Here is a 19,059-nt window from a genome sequence, read left to right as displayed (position 1 = left end):
ATCCGGGTTGACAACGGACCAGAATTTCTGGCTGACAAATTCAGGCAATGGTGCGAGAGCAAAGGCATCGCGATCCATTACATTCAACCCGGAAAACCGATGCAAAATGGTTACGTTGAAAGGCTAAACCGCACCTATCGCGAAGACGTGTTAGATGCCTATTTGTTTGAATCACTTGAACAAGTTCGTATTTTATCAGATGAATGGATGGATAATTACAATCGGCTACACCCGCATCAAGCCCTTGCAGGAATGGCACCAGCCGTGTTTGCGAAGACAATAGAAAACAAAAAAGTCTGATATCTCATTGTCCTATTTTAGGTAAGGCTACACTACAACTGATAGAGTACGAAATATTAATATTGATAAAAAGGAAGAAAGACAGGCAGAGTTAAAATTAATCCAGGACAAACTTTCAAAAGCCGAGGCAGCTCGTAAGGAGCTTACGAATTCAGACGGTTTAAAGGACACGCTTGAAAGCTTCGAATCCCGTGGCGAAGCTCTCACATCTCAGAAAATACTTTTAGATGCTGAACTAGCGCTCTTACGAAGACGGGCCAAAGAGGAAAATAAAAAACTAATTGCAGCGGGCATATTTCAGATTTCTAAGTTGCACATTCAAATAGAACGTGGCTACATCGAGCGGATTCAGGTGTTTATTCCGGACGCAACCGGCAATATTTCCATTTATGAAAATATACATGCCATCGGATTTTCTTCCGTGAAGAATTTCATGCGGTTTACCAGGACAAAGTTGTTTGCTCGCTTGTCACCCGATAAATTCGTTTACCTAAGCGATGTTTTCGCCAACTACGAGAATTTTCTTGAAAATTATACACGTGACTACTGTCCCGCAGACACAACCATCAATGATTTCAAGCCATCAGATGGATTCATGAGTTTACAGCGGGATACGTTCAAAAATCTTTTTGACACAAAAGTTTATACAGACTTCGAAGGAATAGACCCCAATAAACCAAATGGGTTAATACAATTTGAAATATCAAGGAGGTTTAATATAAAAACCTCTCGAATTCAAGTTCGTAACTCACGTTCAGATATCGGATGGCTTACCTATTTCAATGCTTTTGGATCACTTAATAAAATTGAAAAGGATAAGCGAGTCCTCGAATTGCGCAACGAAGATGTAGTAAGAGACAATCAGGTAATTTCACCATACTATGCGACGTCTCTCGATATTCGCCGATACCAAAACTTCGCCCTAGGGGGAGAACTCAATCTCTTTCTATTCGATTGGCCTGATGGGAAAATGACTTCCTATTTTGATATCGGAGCAGTCTACGGGCATACTCCTCTTGCCCAACGTCCATTAAATGTAGCCGATCCGTCGGTCCGGAGAGATTCTATATCGTTAAGTGGGCACTCTTCTACAATATATCCCAAAATTTCGGTGGAATTGTTATCTGAAAAGCGAATCGGTTTTGTTTTATCTTTTCAGCTTAACCGTACTGTACTTTTTAGCAACAATAATTTTAAGCCCATTGCCAGTTATGCCAAATCGAATCTTACCAGCAGAGTTACAGAACCATACGCCCGTAATTCTCATATGGTAGAATGCTACATACGAGCGATGCCAACTAGCAATAGAGACGGGCAGTTTTTTTTCAGAGCCAGGTACTTCGTTCAGCAGAGAGATCGAAATACGTTTTTCGCACAGTTCCAGTTTGGTTACAGCTATAACATAAAACTAAAAGGCTTTGACATATGAAAAGGCTACCCCTCCTACTGTTTTGCTCGCTTGTCATGAATTGTGCATATAGGCAGTTTATCACCAACTATAAGATTCCGGAAGTATCCAATAAAATAATTTATTCAATTGGTCATCGCGTAAGGACAGGATTGGTAATAGCGTATGATTCTACCTCTTATATGATGAACGGAGAAGTTAGTCGTGAAATGACGACTAGACTAATACGGATAATAAAAAGGAATGGTATTGAAGAGTTTCAGTTTATTCCTATAATCGGGGATGCTCTAAACAAGAGAAATATTAAAGATTGGATTCGAATTCCGGATGCCAATAAATCTACCTACTACGAGCAAATCGTAGGCACCTCGTTCTCGAAACCATTGCAGGCTTACTATAATAACCCCAAGTTCGCTTCGAAGGCTAGTATTAAGACTGCGGTATCAGCACGTGATAAAGCGGTGGGCGAGAAATGGGTCAGCGGTGAATTTGCAGAAAATCCGCAAGCTATCCTCTCTCCAAAACACCACACCCGAAGTTATTACTCCCGTAGACAGCTTCGTAATGTCTTTAGAACCTACAACCAACCAAGGGTTCTTTACATCGAACTAGGCGCTATGCCCGCCGTGGGCGGAAGAATCCTGCAAGTGATGAATCGCCAGCCAAACGTTGAATTATATAGCAAGAGAGAGCAAAATGAAGCCGGTATTTTCAACTATGGCGGTTTTGTGAAACTAGGGTTTGATATTGATAGCAGAAACTCTTTCTACCTCTCGTATATGCTTCTTCAACAGGGTTTTTCAGCACAAGGACATTTTGCGAATTGGAGCGACGGATTGAGCACTGATGCTGTGGGCCAACGCTATGACTTTCGCTACTCGAGTTTTGAGACCGGTTACAGTTTTAACCCGTTTAGAGAAAGAGCAGCCTTTTCTACCGACATTGGTCTTCATTTTCTGCTTGCTTCCCGTGCTCATGGTGCTAACAAGTTTTCATGGGGTCCTCATTTGTCAATGGGCCCGAAGTTCAGAATTAGCGGCCGGGCAGACCTTAGAATATTGCCTACTGGCTATCTCAATTTGAAACGCCTGGAGACCGGAACAGGAACCATGGAAGCTAGCTACAAGGCTGTATACTATCGGTTTGAAAATTGCGGTTCGGCAATATTTTTAGGCTGCTTTTGTAGTATGGTTTCTAAGCACTGCTAGTCTCAATAAGGCGCTCAAAAAAACATCACCTTCATCCGGGAATTCCTAGATCCCAACCCCCCTTCCATCATAAACACTCCTCAACACCTGCAAGTCTCTCAAAAACCATTCATTTACCCAATTGTTATAATAGCGATGTATGTCGTCGATATTGGAAGTCCTCGGATTTAATTGCGCGAGCAAATGGCCGCACATCATACCGCTCATAATCGCTTTTAACACCCCTTTCGAGGATACGGGGTCCAGAACAAAGGCGGCGTCCCCGAGAAGAAAATAGTTTTCGGCCGAAATTTTATTGGCGATACGCCAGGTAACGTCGGCCGCTTTGGGCGGACCTGCTGAATTCAAGTTCGCTATCTGTGCGGGAAGCCAACCTTTGGAGATTTTAGGATTGCAGGGTGAAAGCCGGTTCCAGCTGATCAGGTTTTCGGTAATCTGGGAAATCCAGGTCCATCCGGCTTCATCCCAGATCATTTGCGGGCTGTCGAACAAGTCTGAGCCACCGGTTTGAACATAGCCGTAGTGTACAAACAATGGTTTTGACTTCACCAGATATCCAATCCCTAGTTTTTTGGCCAACGAGGCACTTCTGCCGGTGGCGTCAACAAAAAAATCTGCTTTGAAACTCCCCAGATTTGTTGAAAGACTCGCTATACTATTTCTGTCAAACTCAATACTTTTTAATACAACTCCTGACTGAAATTCAGCCCCGTACGCAATGGCCCTTTCCAGCAGGATTTTATCAAATGCTTCCCTGAAAAACTGATACCCTTCCCAGTTATGATCGTGGTTGTAGGGATCCAGCGTCAGCCCTTCCGCAGACTGTCGGACAATCCCCTTGTGCCTTATAAACGGATACTTCCTAATTTCTTCCATTATGCCTAATGCTTCCAGAAGAGGCTCGACACCAGGGTGTAACGTCTCGCCAGGCGCGGATCTGGGAAAGCTTTGCTTATCCAGTACAACAACTTCAATTCCTGCATTGAGCAGTTGAATTGCACAGGAGGCTCCCGCCGGACCCGCACCTAGTATTAAAACTCGCAAGGAATGTGGCCTGATTAAGTTAAATCGGGAGCGTTGCCCTTCTTTCCATATTGAAAGCTACGTCCGCATTTTCCTTCCAGAAAATGAAGGTATCCGAAATCTGGCATGTGTACGACCTCGCGACGGCTGTCCGCAAACGTTTTCGTTCGGTCGTCGGTCTCGCTCCGCCTTTCGTGGCGGCAAACTGAAACAGGTAACCTTCTCCAAAAAGTCGCTGGTCGGCCCTGCCCGGCTCTCTGGCCCAATCTTCGACTTTGGCCACTACAATTAGTTTTAGCGGATTTTGCGGTTGACTCCCTGCGTCGCTGACTATGTCGGTTTTAGGCGGAAGCACGGAAATACAATTCCTCAAAACCGTCATACGCCGAATCCATTCTTTCGCATCCACTGCACTCAGTTCTTTCACGGATATTTCATCGTTCAAAGCATTTGCAGTATAATCCGACCTGTTGATGCTGGTATGGTTAACAAAAGCAAAATCGCCTTCAAAAAATGGCCCCTGCTCTCCATCCCAACCCAGCGTTGGCTGAACCTTGCCCGCCCGTACCAGCGGGTGCCCCGTATGATAACCTAATTCGGAATCCAGCATGGGGAAAGATGTTGATCCAAAGAGAAAGGTCCGTGAAGCATCCGGTGCAACCGCCGGCCAGAACGAATTTAATGCAGCACATAATTTGGAATCCTCCGGAAACGGGCTCCCTAAACCGAAGGACCCAAAAAACGGCACATTAACGTTCGGGTCCCCAACGAGCGACACGTCCCACCCCGGGGCAAAAACCCCGCTTGCACCATCAGTCAGAAAACTAACCTGCTGATTTGCCACTGTCACTTTCGCATTCGAGCTCGGGAATACCGACATACCAACCAGCGCGGTTGTAGTTCTCAAATTATCGGCCAGCGGAAATGCCGGCTGTACTTTCAACGGGTGTTCGATCAGCGGATTTACAGGAATTCTGTTTTCACTTAACGGCTCCGGGCCTCCCTGGGCAAAATGCGTACGATCTACGAGGCCGTTGTCGACGAGCCACTGGTTAATTTCCAACTGATCGCATAATGGGAAAAAGTCAGGTGCCGTCACAAGTGAATAAGCAGCAAGTATGCGATCCGTTATGGGCGGGGCGCCTTCAAACTCAGGTACAATGCAACCGTCGCAAGTATGATCTGCAAATTGAACAGCCTGGTAGCCTCCGTTTGCAATCTTTTGCAGAAACCCTGCATCATTACTGAACTGGTCCGAAAGGTTTTCAATCGAACTGTTCGGCATTAATTCAAATCGAATGTTCAGGTACTCAGGCGCCATTCTCACCCTTCCTTCGGCTAAAATCTGGAACGACGTAAAAAATCTGTTGTTTTGATCGGCCGGAGGAACCGAGAAACTTACAACTCTTTGCCCCTGACGTGCCATGTGCACCAGACGCTCCGAATGTAAAGGGACTACAAGGGACGAAGCTCCCGTATTTTGAAGCGTGACAAGTTGATCTCCTGCCTTGGAACTAACTGAAAAAGGGGGTTTACTGGTTTGAAATCCTGCGTTACCCGATGCATCCACGAACGAAAACGCCCTTTTCAACTTTTCGGAAACATGGTTCTCGGCATATTTGAAATGGGGTATATCGACGTTCGATACACATTCCCGGCCGGGAAAAATTTTGTGTATTGGAAATACATAATCCAAATTCCCCTGCGTGTTTCCGGAAACGTGCACCACTTCATCTGTTTGCCTGGCCTTTCTTTTCTGGGCAAGATACACACCATACCGTGCCGGCAAAACAGGAATTTTGTCGTCGTCATTCCCAGGGATTGTCCAAAATGTTCTTCGGGATGGGACATAACAGAAACTGGTCGTTCCGGTTCGGGCTATTCCCGTCCTTGAATATACGAAGTCGGCATAACGTGTATTTACACTTCTTGAACCGGTCCTGTACTGGTAAGCGAAAATCGCGAAGACCAGATCGGCCTGCCCGAAATTAGTCTCAAAAAAGGCCTTGTCCCGAACCGGAGCCCCGGATGCGGCATGGTTGACCGAAAAAATAAAGTTCTCCAATACATCCAGCTCATCTATGCTTGGATAAGCCGCATTGTCTTCCACAACAGTATTCCCCGGTCCCGGATGAACATTTTGGCTCGAAAGTGCATGGAGCAAAAGGCTTTTGCAGGGAACGTAGGGTTCAATGGCCCGGTGGCCGGATGAAATAAAATCTTCAAACCCGGGAATACTGCGATCGATCGTACCGGAGATATCCTTGTAGATTTCATTTTCCAGATTCGGAGCCAGAATATCCAGTCCATGCCTTTTTAAAAGGGTCGCCCAGCCAAATGGTGCGAGCCGCTGACAGATTTGCGAAAGTTGGTTTAGTGATGACATCGGTTAGAAAGTTATTGGTATGGTTTTTCAAACTGCATCCCCGATAGGATTTATTTCATTAACAAACTTGACAAGATCTGCCAATGTAAATGTTCCCGATCCCGAAGGGCCCAATGTCGGAACCCATTCCGGTTTGCGGGCCAGGAAGGAGCTGGAATCCGCCTCCAATAATCCGATGAGGACTTCCGCGACAATTCGGCTTCCAACCTCTCCAAGGCGTTCACCTTTTCCCTGAATTTCAGCTTCCTTTAAAATGTAATACCAGAGTGGCGTTTCCAAATGCAAGTCATGAGCCTCCGCTACTGCTCCGTCTGCGCCTGTGGCTATTTGAGCGGGACTGAGCGGCGTGAAGCCCATAAGGCGTGCGACGCTCTGGCCGGGAGGTAACCCCATACTGCTGCCACGTTTAAGGTTTCTGACAGCCAGACTTCCCATTCCCTGAATCTTATGCAGTCTGGGTATGATCAGAGGATTAATCCCACGGCTGAATTCCGGTTGTATTTGAGGGTCTATTTCCAGAAACCGTCGCCAGTCGATGATCCAGTCGCTGGGGATCGGTACGTTACCATCAGGATTCCGTGTAGATAATCCGCTAAACCGGAATAATAGATCCAATGTTGCCGGTGTGACAGATCCAAATTTAAAAACACGGTTATAGTTATACGCTTCCCGAACCATGCTATGGCCAAACCGGTAAGCAGCTACGGAAAATTCCACTGGAATGAATGGCTGTCCGTTATTGACATTATAAAACCTTCTGCCATTCACAAGCACGTCGTTCAGTTGAACCGGGTCCACGATCCGGGGGAGGAAATCATGCAGGACTATCCATTGGTAATGCCAGATCACCAAATCCCGTGTTTCCTCAAAAGTAGACTTGCGTAACGGCGATTCTCTCGGAATCGATCCGTCTAAGAGCCCTTCCACAACCTTATTATGGAATTTAAGAAATGCAAGATGCAATTGTGCGACGGCCAGGTTCTCGTCGTTTCTCGGGTCTCCTATCAATGCAAAACCTTCTGAGTTTCGTGGGAGATCGTGCGGTAGGCTGACGGGCACGGTCGCATCTCCACCAGGCGTCGTACTGCTTGTCGTACCTATCAGGAAGCGGTCGTTATTACCTCTTTGATAAAGAAAAGGATTGGCAACCGGTCCGGAACCATAGAGCGAGTCAAGGTCCAGCATGGGCGTCCGGAAGTTCATTACTGCCAATGGGTCTACGAGTATTTCCTGAAGAGCGGTGGTGTCTAACGTAATATCATGGTCGAGGAACTGTCCAAAGTAAGTATAGGCGGCTGGAAGTGTCGGATTGTCCCCCTCAGGGTTCTCAACGGGATTTTCCGACCCATCAACCGTAACAGCATCTATCATAGCCGCACCCAGTGCTTCGAGACTCGCCGCGGGTGGAACCAGAGGTTTTAACAAAGGAAACATCCTTCCGAACTTCCCCGTCTGGGCAAATTGCCCTAATGGCTGATATTCCTCCGTACGCGTACCAAATCCATGCCCTCTTGTGATTCGTTTCTCATCGTTTCCAATAGGAACCCCGGTTGACTTCTTGTTCGGGTCTTTGATGTCTTGTGCTGGATTGCTCATGATGCTTAAATTTTTAAATGATTAAAAATTCATTTGATATGCAGTCGTCGAAACTGGACCCTGCCGGTATGAATTTGAAAGGTCGGGCACGATCTTGTACACATTCGAATCAGGGCCGAAACTGTTGGTTGCTGTATACAATTGGTATTGATATAGCAATGCCGCTTCTCTGCATCAGAGGTGGCTGGAAAAAGGCGCAGAATTCACTTTGTGGGTCTGGGTAAGCAGCATGCAACTTTACCAGCCAATCAGGGATAGTATTTACTGGTTAAAAATGATCTTACATTGTTTGAAGCCATTATTTCCCAGGCATTGGCATTTCCAATGGCTTGATTCAGTGCCGCTGTTCTAAAAGTATTATAATCTGCCTTTTCCGGAATGATTTGTTCGGTCATGAAGAAGTCCGTCCCGAACATCAGGCGGTTTTGAAATAGAGGATTTTGCAGATCTTTGAAAAACGCGTCGTGTGTAGCCGCATTACCGACAGTGTATGCAATATCTGTGTAAACACTGTCAGGATATTTCTTAATAAGATCTTTGATCTGCGCGCACCAGTTTTCCTGGACCATACCGTACAATTTACCCGGAGATTCCCTTTTCGATTCAGCCAAAACATGATCGTCACCACCATAGTGAGCCAAACAAATCTTCAACGGCCTTGCCTTATCTGAAAAGTATTTAAGGATTGACCGATAACTCGCAGGTTCAAGAAAGTAAGAACACGTATTCAAATTGCGGCGGTTATCGTTTTGTCCGAAAATCCATTTAAATACATTCATTGATTGATCGGGCGACGGCGGCGGCGTACCGTTTCCAAATGTGTCGGCGTATCTCTTACCTTCATAAACATCCAGCGGATTTAAGCTCGCGTTGACAAAACTGGTGTCGTTATTATAGATCCCGCCCAGATAGCTGCAATGGCTCAAAACAGGAACGCCATTCTCCGCGGCCCATTCAAACGTCTCTTTTAATTTCTCATCAAAAGCGTAAAAACCAAGACTTGGATATATTTTCAATCCGACGAATGGATACACTGAACGTTCGGTACTAACCTGGACTTTCGTCTCAAAATAACGCTCTACCGTTTCCTTCAATTCTTTTCCCGTAGCTTTCCACCGGGGATCGATGCCCAGGAAGATGAGGAGATTGTCAGGATTTTCCTTTTTCACTTCAATAACCCCCTCCAATTGCCCCTCGTACCCGGTTTCTGACGGACCAGCGCCGCACTTCTCCATATACATCGTGAGCGCCACGATTTTTAAATGAGGGTCGTCATACTGATTTCTGAGCCTCTCGAAAATCTCACGCTGATTCCGGCTTTTACCGACCTGCAAAAAACTCGCATATCTTTTACCGAGATTACCCCCGAACCTCGTCAATAGCATTTGGAACAAATTCGATCCCGCATCTGTGTTCGTAATACGGTCAACTGTTGATGCTGCAAAATCAGGAAGGAAAAGATTAAGAAAATTCCTGGGCGCATTCCTGATATTGAAAATATGGCTATGAACATTGTAGAATTGCATGGCTGCTAGGGTTTAGAAGTTGCCTTTTTAAGCAGGTCAAACCAGAATGGAGCGCCGAAACTGGCTGCAAAACCTGAGATCAGAACGCCGGCAATTTTGATCAAGGCGATGTACCAATCCGAGCGCGCCTGACGTGCAAATGTTTTATCTTTAAAAATGCTATATTGAAATCCGACGGGTAATTTAGTTTCCCTGATCAGACTATCTAAGGAATTTGTCAGGATGTTCTGCGCGGGGTTGGATTTAAGTTTTAGCAAATGGCCGAAATAATCCTTATCATCATCTACCATTTCCGATAATCTCACAAGATTATCAACAATTTCCGTGTTCTTGTTTTTCAATTTTGACACCATTTGATCCGCAAATGCCAGCTTCATCGAATCGACGATAGTTCTATTGGCACTGCTGTCAATAATTTTATTCACCAATTGCACCATCGTTGGATCTGGGATTTTATTGGCATCCAGGAGCACGTGCTGCAACTTCAACTTCACATTACATGGCAACCCAGAGCGACCAATCGTGTTGTGAATAGAGTCAAGGTAAATTCTGTTGGGAGATCGAATTTCCTGCCTCAACGAAATCATCAACTCAATTTGAATTTCGCAACGAAGTTGAGAAATTCGAATCAGGCTATCCAGAATTTTCAGGTCGGGCTTGCTCGCGGGAATCTTTTCTTTACTTGCTTTTATCTCGTTGAGGGAGAGAGAGTCGCTTGCAAGCTTCGGGTGTTCTTTGTAAAAACGGATTACCGCCGCCGCTGCCTTCGGATTATTTTCATAAAAAGAGAACAATTGAAGACTGTCTACATTAATTAAAACAGCCATCACGGCTCCCAGAAAAAAAAGCCTTTCACGCGTCCGCTTTTTATACCACAAGGTAAGCCGCTGACTAAATTCGGTAAACCAATTTTCGAAATAGCCAGCGAGATAATCGTGCACCTCCTCTTCATTACTCTTTCCTACGGCATCTTTCTTCGCCTTTAATTCCGCGTAATTCATGGCCTGTCTGAAAAGTGATACCAAATCACTGGTATTGAGCAGAAGTGTGCCATATTTAAAATTTCTCAGGAGAGGTGAATCGTAAGCCACGGTCGGTCCCTCATATGTCCTGATTCGGCTCTGCACCAAATGCGAGCCCCCAACCACTTCAACGAGTGTTTCCGCAAAAAGCTTTGGCGATATATCATTGGAAGGCTTCTTCGGATCGCGGCTAAGCAAATCAATCGTCCCGTGAGAATAAATCATATCGGCCCAATTTATTCCGTTAATGTTGTCCATTAACTGCTGATACATGTAGCTCTTCATAAACCTGCCCCGCTCCGCTTTGATCTGCACCCAAGCTTCGAGAAAGTAGCTACAAAACAATGCATAAAGCGCCCAGCTGATTACGATGGCAATAGCGGTAGAGAGGATGGGGATGTCGGGGAGGGTCATGGGGATTTTGCATTTAATTAAAAACTATGGATTCGTCAAATGCGAGTAACAAGGAATATTCATTCCGATAGAAACTTAGGTCGGATAGGCCGAACCTATGGCAAGTATGCAATGATGGAATTGAGTGTAAATTTGGTTGTAATTCCTACGGACAGTCGATTGTAAAAAGGTTTCAGAATGGGATTCTCTTGCCTTTTTTCGATATTATTGGCCAGGTCCGCGAGTTCGAAATAAATGCCACCAAGGAATGCACCATCATTTTTGAAAAAATAGGCTCCTCCTCCAATGTTTGTGGTAGTAGGGAAAATGCTTGGGTTGAAAGAAATTTTGTGGCGAGTGTAGGCATTTAAGGATAATACGCTTTTCTCGTCAGAGAATCCGGTAATAAATGTCGCATAATCAACGTTAATGGGAAGTTCCGTGTAAGTATCATATTTACCAGAATAAGCTACAAATACGTCTTGCACATCAATTTTTCCGGAACTTAGAGCCGTAGAATTTGTAAAAGTAAATTCCTCGCTGTCTAATCCAGAAAATGTATTCGATTTTTGAATTATAATGTTCCCTCCGAAGATATGCGACGCCCCTAATTGATAGTTATAGCCAACACCCGCCTTCAAGCCCTGAAAATTAACTTTTTTAAATCGTTCGTCATAAATCAGGCTACTTGGATTCTGTTGATGCACGAATTCACTACCAGTTCCTCCGAAAATAGCATAGATCAATCCCCTGTTTTTCCACCAGGACCTTTCTATTTGATCCCACTGAACGTTTATTTCCTTTCGTGTAAATTGAGTCTCTCTATTAAAATCCTCTATCTGTTTTTCGATACTATTGGCCAGGATTGTTATGTTGCCATTTAACGCAGCATTCGCCGCACCAAGTGCACGTATCTTTTGAACTAGTAATTCATAAGGTTCACCGCTGATCAATCCATCAATACTCGCCTGCAATGCCGCATTCGCAGCTATGTCAGGATCGATTTTTCCGAAATCCTCCAATTGCTTCTGAAAGGCCTCTTTTATCTTTCCGTTTTTTCGCACATCTCTTTCTAGCTTTTTAACAGCAGTTATATACTGTATATTTTCATTATTCTCACCGTAGTTCTTCGTGATACCTAGTGTAATACTAAACTCCCCTTCGGGAACAATGTTACCCTGGTTGATAATACCGGACACTCCATTCTTACTACTCGCAGAGACTCTCGTTCCCCAAAAAAACTTCCTGTCCTTATTTTTGTACCGCTCATTCGAAAATGAATTGTAGGAAAATGATGCCCTGGCTTGCAGTATATCGAAGTTCACCGCATTGCCATGATACATGATCGAAGTCTTGCCCTGCGCGTCCTGAACCAGTACCTGGGCATGCAACCACGACTGGCTCAGACTGAAAATGAGGATTGATATCGTTAGTCTGTTCATGGCAGTTTTTTCCATAAAACTGATTTATTAAAATTGGCATTTCCGTTCTGATCTGCTACACCCTCAATGGTAGTGTCTGGTGAAAATGGTTGTCCAACTGGCTGTAAACTTGCATTTAAAATAGTGAAAGTAACCCTCATGGACCACCTAAAACCGGGCGTACCTCCTGCAACTACCTTGATATTTGCGAACTGATTGTCCGGGAATATCTGGTAGTCAGACTGACCCTTACTTTTATAATTTGGAGGCGGAGGGCTTACTTTCTCATTTTCTAAATCTACAACAGCGGTATCATCGAAAATGACACTAATGATGTCAATGAATCCGTCCGCGATTGTGAGCTCGTAGGTAACTTTTACACGTGGCATAGTTAATGAGGTTTACGGTTACACTTTCTATATTCGGAGACAACTAATTAGTATCTACATTAACTTACCCGCCTTCAAAGAATGATCCATCGCCGGAAGTGTATAAAAAGGCACTGACGTTTCCGTCGCCACTGTCGAAGCCTCGTATACATATTCCTTGTTCGGATCTGAGCGTGGTTAGGACTGCATTCCACATACTCATTGGCAGATGCGTAACAATGTAAGGGTGGTCATCTGGTCCTCCGAATCGGTCTTTCTTGTCGTTTGGATCCGATTCGAAATAAATATACCCCGCGTCTTTATTTCCTGTTCGCAATTGGATCCAGCCAAATCCTCCATTCATCATTACCAGGCAGTGCTTTGTTATCGGATATGAAATTTCTCTGCTCATGTTTTTTGGATTTAATAATTATGGATTACTTTGATATTGATTAATCAAATATTACTGAGCCAAATTTTGATCAGTCCGGAGTTTCCGTAAGAAGCATATACTAGGCGTAAAGAAATACTCCCCTCCCCTATTCTTCACAAATCCATGAAAAGAGAATGAACTGGATTGTGCAGGTTGTCCCCATTGCTTCGGCAGGGTTTTCGGCGGGTTTGCTCCCTGACCAATTAAGCTATCCTCTGCCCCAATAATATGTGTTTTGATTTGACCGAGATTTGCCCAAAAACCTTGTATGATTTCGAACTGCAATTCAATATTATTCTGATAACACATGAATAATAAACCCACGCCTTTTTCCGGTTGAGAACCGTCTAATAGGTCATCGGAAATGGTGGTAATCCTATCTTCCGGAATTCTTTTGACATCGTCATACGGCATTCCACGTCTCGTAATTCGTTGCTCAGATACGTCACCAGCGTCCGTATCTCCGTTTCTTGGATTCATCAACCTTATGTGCGAGTGAAACGGGCATTTCAGAGCAGGCAAATCGTCGCGGTAGTCGAAATCGTTTGTTACACTAAACGGATTCGGGTTTAATTCGATACTGCTCTTAACCGTCGGGGTACCATTTTCAAATCTTCCAACAAGCATTGCCCCAGCCAATTCTGAATTAGGTTTTCCATCAACGTCCTGTACCACAGGGAGAACAGTAGGAATCGGGGGATTATCGCCCTCCGCATCTTTAAAGGCCTTCACATTTTGTTCCAGTTTTCTAAATACCAGGAAGCTGCCAAAACAATTTGGATCAGATTCGAAATCAGCTACCAGCAAACGGGCCGTATCTGTTTCGTCATTCCATTCAACAGTACTAGGTTGATTTGCGACATCTTCTTCCAAAAAGAGCGGCTGGCTTATTCCATCGGCGTAACCAAAATGTTCGATACCGCTCCCACCTTTCATTTTCAACACATTCCCTCTTTGATTTACGAGCAGCCGGGCAAATACCGTCACCTGCGCAACGATATCATCAGCCAGAGCTTTTACTTTCTTACTGTCGTCGTCAGCGACGAGGATCATCATATCTACCGAATCTTTAAATCCTTCATCCCATATTGAAATATCGTCCCCGAGTAGCCCTGCACTTGCTTTCATTCCGTTGGCAAAGCTACCGCCGAAAGGTTTCGAAGACGCCAATCCCAGTTTGTCATATCCGGTAGATGATAGTGATAAAGTAAAAACAGGTCCTCCGTCAGTAATTTTACCAGCCTTAAATAATTCTGTTCCAAGTAGTTGCTTCTTAGCCGTAGTCCAAGCAAAGGAACCTATCCAGTCCTTGGCTTTCGCAGAAGTATTTGTTTTGAATTGAAAGAAAAGATGATGAGCAAAATCTCTTCCATGACCTTTTAAGATATTTGCCTGGATATTGTCTAAAATAGGGTCAGTTGATGGAATTCTGGTTGACATTTTCTTTAAAAGGTTATAAAACTAGCCTACTCTTGATCCTGTTTTCGGCCTCCCAGGTGTTCTTTAATCGACAGCGCAAAAACCGACTGAACCACCATGCCTGTACGATGGGGTTTCATCCTTTGCAAACTGCCTGCCAACGATGATAATCTGTTTATAATAGCGATAACCTTTCGCTAGCACCATTTGGATAAGTCTGCTCGACAAACGGCTTCAACTACTTCAAAGGTCTCCAAGAATAAGGCTCAGAGAAATACCTGTTTATAGCGATTTTTTATCCTATAATTAGAGGATATTCCCCGGCGAAATGGAAAGAAGATTCCGTAACTTAGTAAAAAACCTTCCTTTCATGAAAAAACTGCTACTTCTGCTTGCTTTGCTTGCTCCTCCGGCGTTTTCTCAGCCGTCGAGATTGCATGATCTGAAAGCAGAATTGGTAAGAGTTCATTCCTTGCCCGCCGGGTATAGCAGGGATACGGTTCAGTTTCGCATACTCAAAGACATGATGAGGTTTTATGCCGATACCAATGTCGATTCCGCCTTTTATTACCGCGACCTTGTTATAAAGCATTGTGATGAAAGGGGCTTGGAAAAGGAGATGATTTATGCCCACCAGTACACAGGGGTTTTGTACCAGATCAAAAGTGAATTCTATCAAAGTATCCGCTTCTATTATAAGGCATTGTCTCTTGCTGAAAAACTGAAAGAATACAAGTCGGTGGCAGCGGCATACGGAGGTCTCGCGCACGCTTATAGTCGCCTTAATCAGAACAGCAGAGCATTGAGTAGCTGCGAACTCGGATTGAGAGTCCTGAATACCCTCCCCGATTCCATGTCTTACTGGGAGCGGTTATCATTGTTGAATGTCCAGGGAGTGGTTTATCGCAAAATGCGCCGATTGGATGATGCGCTGAAAGTCAATACGGCGATGTATCATCTTGCCAGAGTTAAACCCTATGATCGGTGGTATGAGTCACATGGCCTACATGCGATCGGATTGGTCTATAAAGAATTGGGTGACATACCCATGGCCATACAATATCACAAGAATGCACTCGGAATAGCCCAAAAAACGGGTAGTGTCGAACTTGAAGGCAATATCCTGATCAACATCGGGGACATTTATATGCGGCAGGGCAAATGGAAACAGGCTTCATTCTATATCGATAAAGCCCGGAGAATGGCTATTAGCGTGAAGAATACGGGCATCGAGACCGAGTCGTACGAAAAATTGTATGCTATTTACAGCAAACTCAAAATGCCGGCACAATCACTTCTGGCCTTTGAGCGATACGTGTCTCTAAAAGACAGTTTACTAAGGGAGAAAAATGAACAGCGGATCGAGGCGATGCAGGAGCAATATGAAAATGCCCGAAAAACGAACCTGCTTGCCCAGCAGGTTCAACTAATGGCGAAAACAAACGAAAACCAACGCCTGGCCCAGAGTCGGAATCTGCTTTTTTACGGACTTTCGGTCATCGTGCTGATCGCCTGCTTGCTGGTGTGGCACAATAGGAGGCTTCAAGGCAAGAACCGTGAACTCGAAAGAAAAAACGCTGAAATAAAGGCCGCACTTTTTAAAGGGCAAACGATTGAACGCAAGCGGGTGGCCCTGGAACTGCACGACAACCTGAGTGGCTTGCTAAGTGCCGTGAATATGAGTGTGCAATCCCTCAACCCGCAAAGTCTCACCGCGCCGGAGCAATCTGTGTATCAGAATGTGAAACACCTTATCCAAAACGCTTATGCCGAAGTGCGTAACATTTCGCACAATATACTTCCGGCTGAACTGGAAAAGGAAGGGCTTCCGGTAGCGCTTAAAAAACTCATCGACCGGCTGAATCAAAACCTGCCGCTCGAATTTTCATTGAATATTGCCGGTCTGAATGAACGCCTTCCTCCCGAGATTGAGTATAACCTGTATAGTATCGCGTTCGAGCTGGTTAATAATGTTGTCAAACATGCCGAGGCGGATTTTGTTGCCATTCAATTGACCCGTACGGATGCGGGAGTCGATCTTTCGGTAACTGATAATGGAATCGGGCTTGGGCAGCACGAACAAAAGCAAGGCGTGGGATTGCAAAACATCTATACCCGCCTTGAATCTCTTGGAGGATATTTAGATGCGGGTCCGGGAGATAACGGGGGCACACGCATGGATATAAAAATTCCCATTGAAGCAGTTCACGTCAATGGGAACAAAGTCGGCTTGAAAAATGGATAGGCTTGGACTTCACAATTAAGGCCTTACAGGATCCATACCAGGGGGTTTGAGTTGAGAAAACTTCGTAATAGGTAGCCCCGTGTCAGCGTCGCGGAATTCGAATTTGTCCACGGTTGTGTGATGGTTGAACCATTCTTCGTTGAATGCAGCGACCATTTGGATTACGTTAGATCCCGGAGTTTCTACTAAGCTGTCAAGAGGATCTTCAAAGCGTAGCGCCTTCTTTAACGGATTCACACTCGGATCCAGGATCACGACTTCGATCATTCCATTGGGCTGCTTATTGACTTGTGCTTCACAATTCAAAGTTAGGTACCTGTACTTCGCCATAATCGAGTAGGGTTAAAGTGAACAATGGTTATATGATATGAAACTTCAATGCATATTTAACCAGTCCGATAGTAGACTGTACTCCAAGCTTTTGCATAAGATGTTTACGGTGCGTTTCAACAGTGGTGGGCCCAATAAATAACTTCTCAGCGATTTGCGTTCCGGAGTATTCCTGGGCGATCAGTTTCAACACTTCCAGCTCCCGTTTTGTAATGGATATTTGCTGCGGCTTATCGACTTCCATGGCGAAGTCGAGGGTGGCTTCATTTGCGAGTGTCATAAGCACTTTCTCGCTGTAAAATCGGGTGCCGTTCATAATCATATTGATCGAAGTTTCCAGTTCATCGCGGTCAGCACTTTTAAGGACATATCCATCAGCTCCTGCACGAATGGCTTCCTTGATTGCATCGGGTTGGTCGGCTACCGTGAGCAAACATATTTTTACGTGGGGAAAACGCTCTCTCATTTTGAGGGTCAATTCAATACCGCCCATGATCGGCATTTGCAGGTCGGAAACAACCAGGTCGATGCCCGGTTCTACTTCCAGGGCCGTCAATACCTGCCGCCCGTTTGTATGCTTGGACACAACTTCCACTCCTTTCATGCTTGACAAAAGCAGGTAGAGACTGTCGAGCACAATTCTGTGATCTTCGGCTATTAAAATTCGCATGGGTGCTTTGAGGGATTAAATATTACAACCTTATGAATGGCATATCAGGAAGCTCATCAAAATAAGCTTCGAAATACCGGTTTTAATAAATAGTGGGTTTTCAACAAATAAAGCATATTTCTCTCCGAATCTCTCCATGCTATATCACGCCAGCGGTGATTTTTAACAAATAATTTACAGACGACAATCATTGTCGACCAGTAAGGCGTTCGTGCACCTTTCAATCCTAAAATTATAGGATACAAAATCGTAAGAACCGGGGATTTTAGCCAGCCAGTTAATTGCACACCTTTGTAATGTTCACGGAGAAAGAGGGGTTCAGCTAGCCTGATGAATATATAGTGCCCATTGTTCGATTAACAAATATGAATATCAATAGCGATAACTGTAATTAACATCCAACTAAACCATGCTGACATGTAGACGCCTGGCCGGATTTCGAATTTCAGGCTGAATTAATTGCCAGTACCAATCATCATATGCGCATTCTTATAGCCGACGACAACATGACATTGTTGGGAAGCCTGGCAGGCCTGGTATCTAGTTTTGGAGGAGTAGAAATCATATCACAACACACCAATGGTCAGCAGGTATTGGATGCATTGGAATCAGATCCTACTATCGATTTGGTTGTTTCCGATTTGCAAATGCCGGTCATGGATGGCATAGAACTGACATTACGATTGAAGGAGCTTTTCCCAACCGTTAAGATCTGTCTGCTGACGGCTTCTGATCAGATAGAGACCATTAAGGAGGCAATGCATGCCGGAGTGGACGGTTACCTTTTGAAGAATGCAGATCGTGGTGAACTTGAAACGGCTATGAACATGATTGTCTCCGGCAATAAGTTTTACAGTCCGGAAGTACTGACACTGCTCGCGAATGATCCAATTAAATAATCCTCTCATTTTTAACTACAATTCAAACCATGTCAGAAACAGTAAAGTACGTTTTTTTAAAAGGCCCTGCCAAAATGGGCATTGCGCCGGACGGCCGCCTTACCCTCTCCATATGTGGCCAGGACGGGATCCCTTTCCCCGGTACCGAACCCATCTTCTTTGCTATTCCCGGTACCACACTCGGGATAGTTCCGGACGACCCCGAGGATCCGCAAATCCCTTCTCCACCATTGAATCCACCGATCTTCTTTCTTTACATCGAGCTGTTGGCGCAATTCAATGAGGAGGATTTTAACCGTTACCAGCCACTTTGGGACATCATCGACCCGAAGCTCACCTGGGACAATGCGCTGATACCTACTCTGGAGAATATGCCGAACATGAACCCTACCGGCCCGCCAAAGCCGTAACG

At 44.8% G+C, this 19,059-nt stretch carries 17 protein-coding genes; 6 read left to right on the top strand and 11 right to left on the bottom strand.

Annotated features, from left to right (window positions below):
- The 3 genes from BLQ88_RS30430 to BLQ88_RS30420 all read left to right on the top strand — a co-directional run.
- The coding region (locus BLQ88_RS30430; protein ID WP_143016966.1) for an integrase core domain-containing protein at positions 1–300 on the top strand (300 nt) is incomplete at its 5' end.
- A gap of 310 nt (positions 301–610) precedes the next feature.
- The gene (locus tag BLQ88_RS30425; RefSeq protein ID WP_090156793.1) at positions 611–1,729 is read left to right on the top strand and encodes a hypothetical protein; all 1,119 of its coding nucleotides are present in this window, start codon (positions 611–613) and stop codon (positions 1,727–1,729) included.
- Positions 1,726–2,916, top strand: coding sequence for a hypothetical protein (locus BLQ88_RS30420; protein ID WP_090156792.1), 1,191 nt, complete (start codon positions 1,726–1,728; stop codon positions 2,914–2,916). The genes BLQ88_RS30425 and BLQ88_RS30420 overlap by 4 nt, the downstream gene beginning before the upstream one ends.
- A gap of 45 nt (positions 2,917–2,961) precedes the next feature.
- Here the strand turns inward: BLQ88_RS30420 and BLQ88_RS30415 are convergent, their stop codons facing one another.
- The 9 genes from BLQ88_RS30415 to BLQ88_RS30375 form a co-directional block, all read right to left on the bottom strand.
- Positions 2,962–3,960, bottom strand: coding sequence for an NAD(P)/FAD-dependent oxidoreductase (locus BLQ88_RS30415; protein WP_176885161.1), 999 nt, complete (start codon positions 3,958–3,960; stop codon positions 2,962–2,964).
- Between the two features lie 19 nt (positions 3,961–3,979).
- Entirely contained in the window at positions 3,980–6,325 is a 2,346-nt protein-coding gene (locus BLQ88_RS30410; protein ID WP_090156790.1) for a hypothetical protein, read from the bottom strand.
- A 27-nt stretch (positions 6,326–6,352) separates the two neighbouring features.
- Complete coding sequence (locus tag BLQ88_RS30405; RefSeq protein ID WP_218132972.1) at positions 6,353–7,750, bottom strand: peroxidase family protein; 1,398 nt, start codon at positions 7,748–7,750, stop codon at positions 6,353–6,355.
- Between the two features lie 419 nt (positions 7,751–8,169).
- Positions 8,170–9,447, bottom strand: coding sequence for an amidohydrolase family protein (locus BLQ88_RS30400; protein ID WP_090156788.1), 1,278 nt, complete (start codon positions 9,445–9,447; stop codon positions 8,170–8,172).
- A 5-nt stretch (positions 9,448–9,452) separates the two neighbouring features.
- On the bottom strand, positions 9,453–10,883 hold the full coding sequence (locus BLQ88_RS30395; RefSeq protein ID WP_090156787.1) for a hypothetical protein: 1,431 nt from the start codon (positions 10,881–10,883) through the stop codon (positions 9,453–9,455).
- 95 nt (positions 10,884–10,978) lie between these two features.
- Positions 10,979–12,319, bottom strand: a complete 1,341-nt coding sequence (locus BLQ88_RS30390) for a hypothetical protein (protein ID WP_090156786.1) — start codon at positions 12,317–12,319, stop codon at positions 10,979–10,981.
- Complete coding sequence (locus tag BLQ88_RS30385) at positions 12,301–12,672, bottom strand: hypothetical protein (RefSeq protein WP_090156785.1); 372 nt, start codon at positions 12,670–12,672, stop codon at positions 12,301–12,303. The genes BLQ88_RS30390 and BLQ88_RS30385 overlap by 19 nt, the downstream gene beginning before the upstream one ends.
- A gap of 64 nt (positions 12,673–12,736) precedes the next feature.
- Positions 12,737–13,063 (bottom strand): hypothetical protein, encoded by a 327-nt coding sequence (locus tag BLQ88_RS37075; protein ID WP_218132971.1) that lies wholly within the window; start codon positions 13,061–13,063, stop codon positions 12,737–12,739.
- 51 nt (positions 13,064–13,114) lie between these two features.
- On the bottom strand, positions 13,115–14,524 hold the full coding sequence (locus tag BLQ88_RS30375) for a Dyp-type peroxidase (protein WP_090156783.1): 1,410 nt from the start codon (positions 14,522–14,524) through the stop codon (positions 13,115–13,117).
- Between the two features lie 349 nt (positions 14,525–14,873).
- Here BLQ88_RS30375 and BLQ88_RS30370 point away from each other — a divergent pair, with 349 nt between their 5' ends.
- On the top strand, positions 14,874–16,748 hold the full coding sequence (locus BLQ88_RS30370; protein ID WP_090156799.1) for a tetratricopeptide repeat-containing sensor histidine kinase: 1,875 nt from the start codon (positions 14,874–14,876) through the stop codon (positions 16,746–16,748).
- A gap of 15 nt (positions 16,749–16,763) precedes the next feature.
- Here the strand turns inward: BLQ88_RS30370 and BLQ88_RS30365 are convergent, their stop codons facing one another.
- The gene (locus BLQ88_RS30365; RefSeq protein WP_090156782.1) at positions 16,764–17,078 is read right to left on the bottom strand and encodes a hypothetical protein; all 315 of its coding nucleotides are present in this window, start codon (positions 17,076–17,078) and stop codon (positions 16,764–16,766) included.
- A gap of 28 nt (positions 17,079–17,106) precedes the next feature.
- Positions 17,107–17,748 (bottom strand): response regulator, encoded by a 642-nt coding sequence (locus BLQ88_RS30360; RefSeq protein WP_090156781.1) that lies wholly within the window; start codon positions 17,746–17,748, stop codon positions 17,107–17,109.
- A gap of 479 nt (positions 17,749–18,227) precedes the next feature.
- Here BLQ88_RS30360 and BLQ88_RS30355 point away from each other — a divergent pair, with 479 nt between their 5' ends.
- Positions 18,228–18,647 carry a response regulator transcription factor gene (locus tag BLQ88_RS30355; protein WP_090156780.1) on the top strand — a complete coding sequence of 140 codons (420 nt, stop codon included), beginning with the start codon at positions 18,228–18,230 and terminating at the stop codon, positions 18,645–18,647.
- Positions 18,648–18,676: 29 nt separating this feature from the next.
- Positions 18,677–19,057 carry a hypothetical protein gene (locus tag BLQ88_RS30350; protein WP_090156779.1) on the top strand — a complete coding sequence of 127 codons (381 nt, stop codon included), beginning with the start codon at positions 18,677–18,679 and terminating at the stop codon, positions 19,055–19,057.
- The last annotated feature ends 2 nt before the right edge of the window (positions 19,058–19,059 follow it).

Source organism: Dyadobacter soli (genome assembly GCF_900101885.1).
GTDB lineage: Bacteria > Bacteroidota > Bacteroidia > Cytophagales > Spirosomataceae > Dyadobacter > Dyadobacter soli.
The sequence above is the reverse complement of the archived record's forward strand: the minus strand, read 5'-3'. Positions and strand labels throughout refer to the sequence as shown.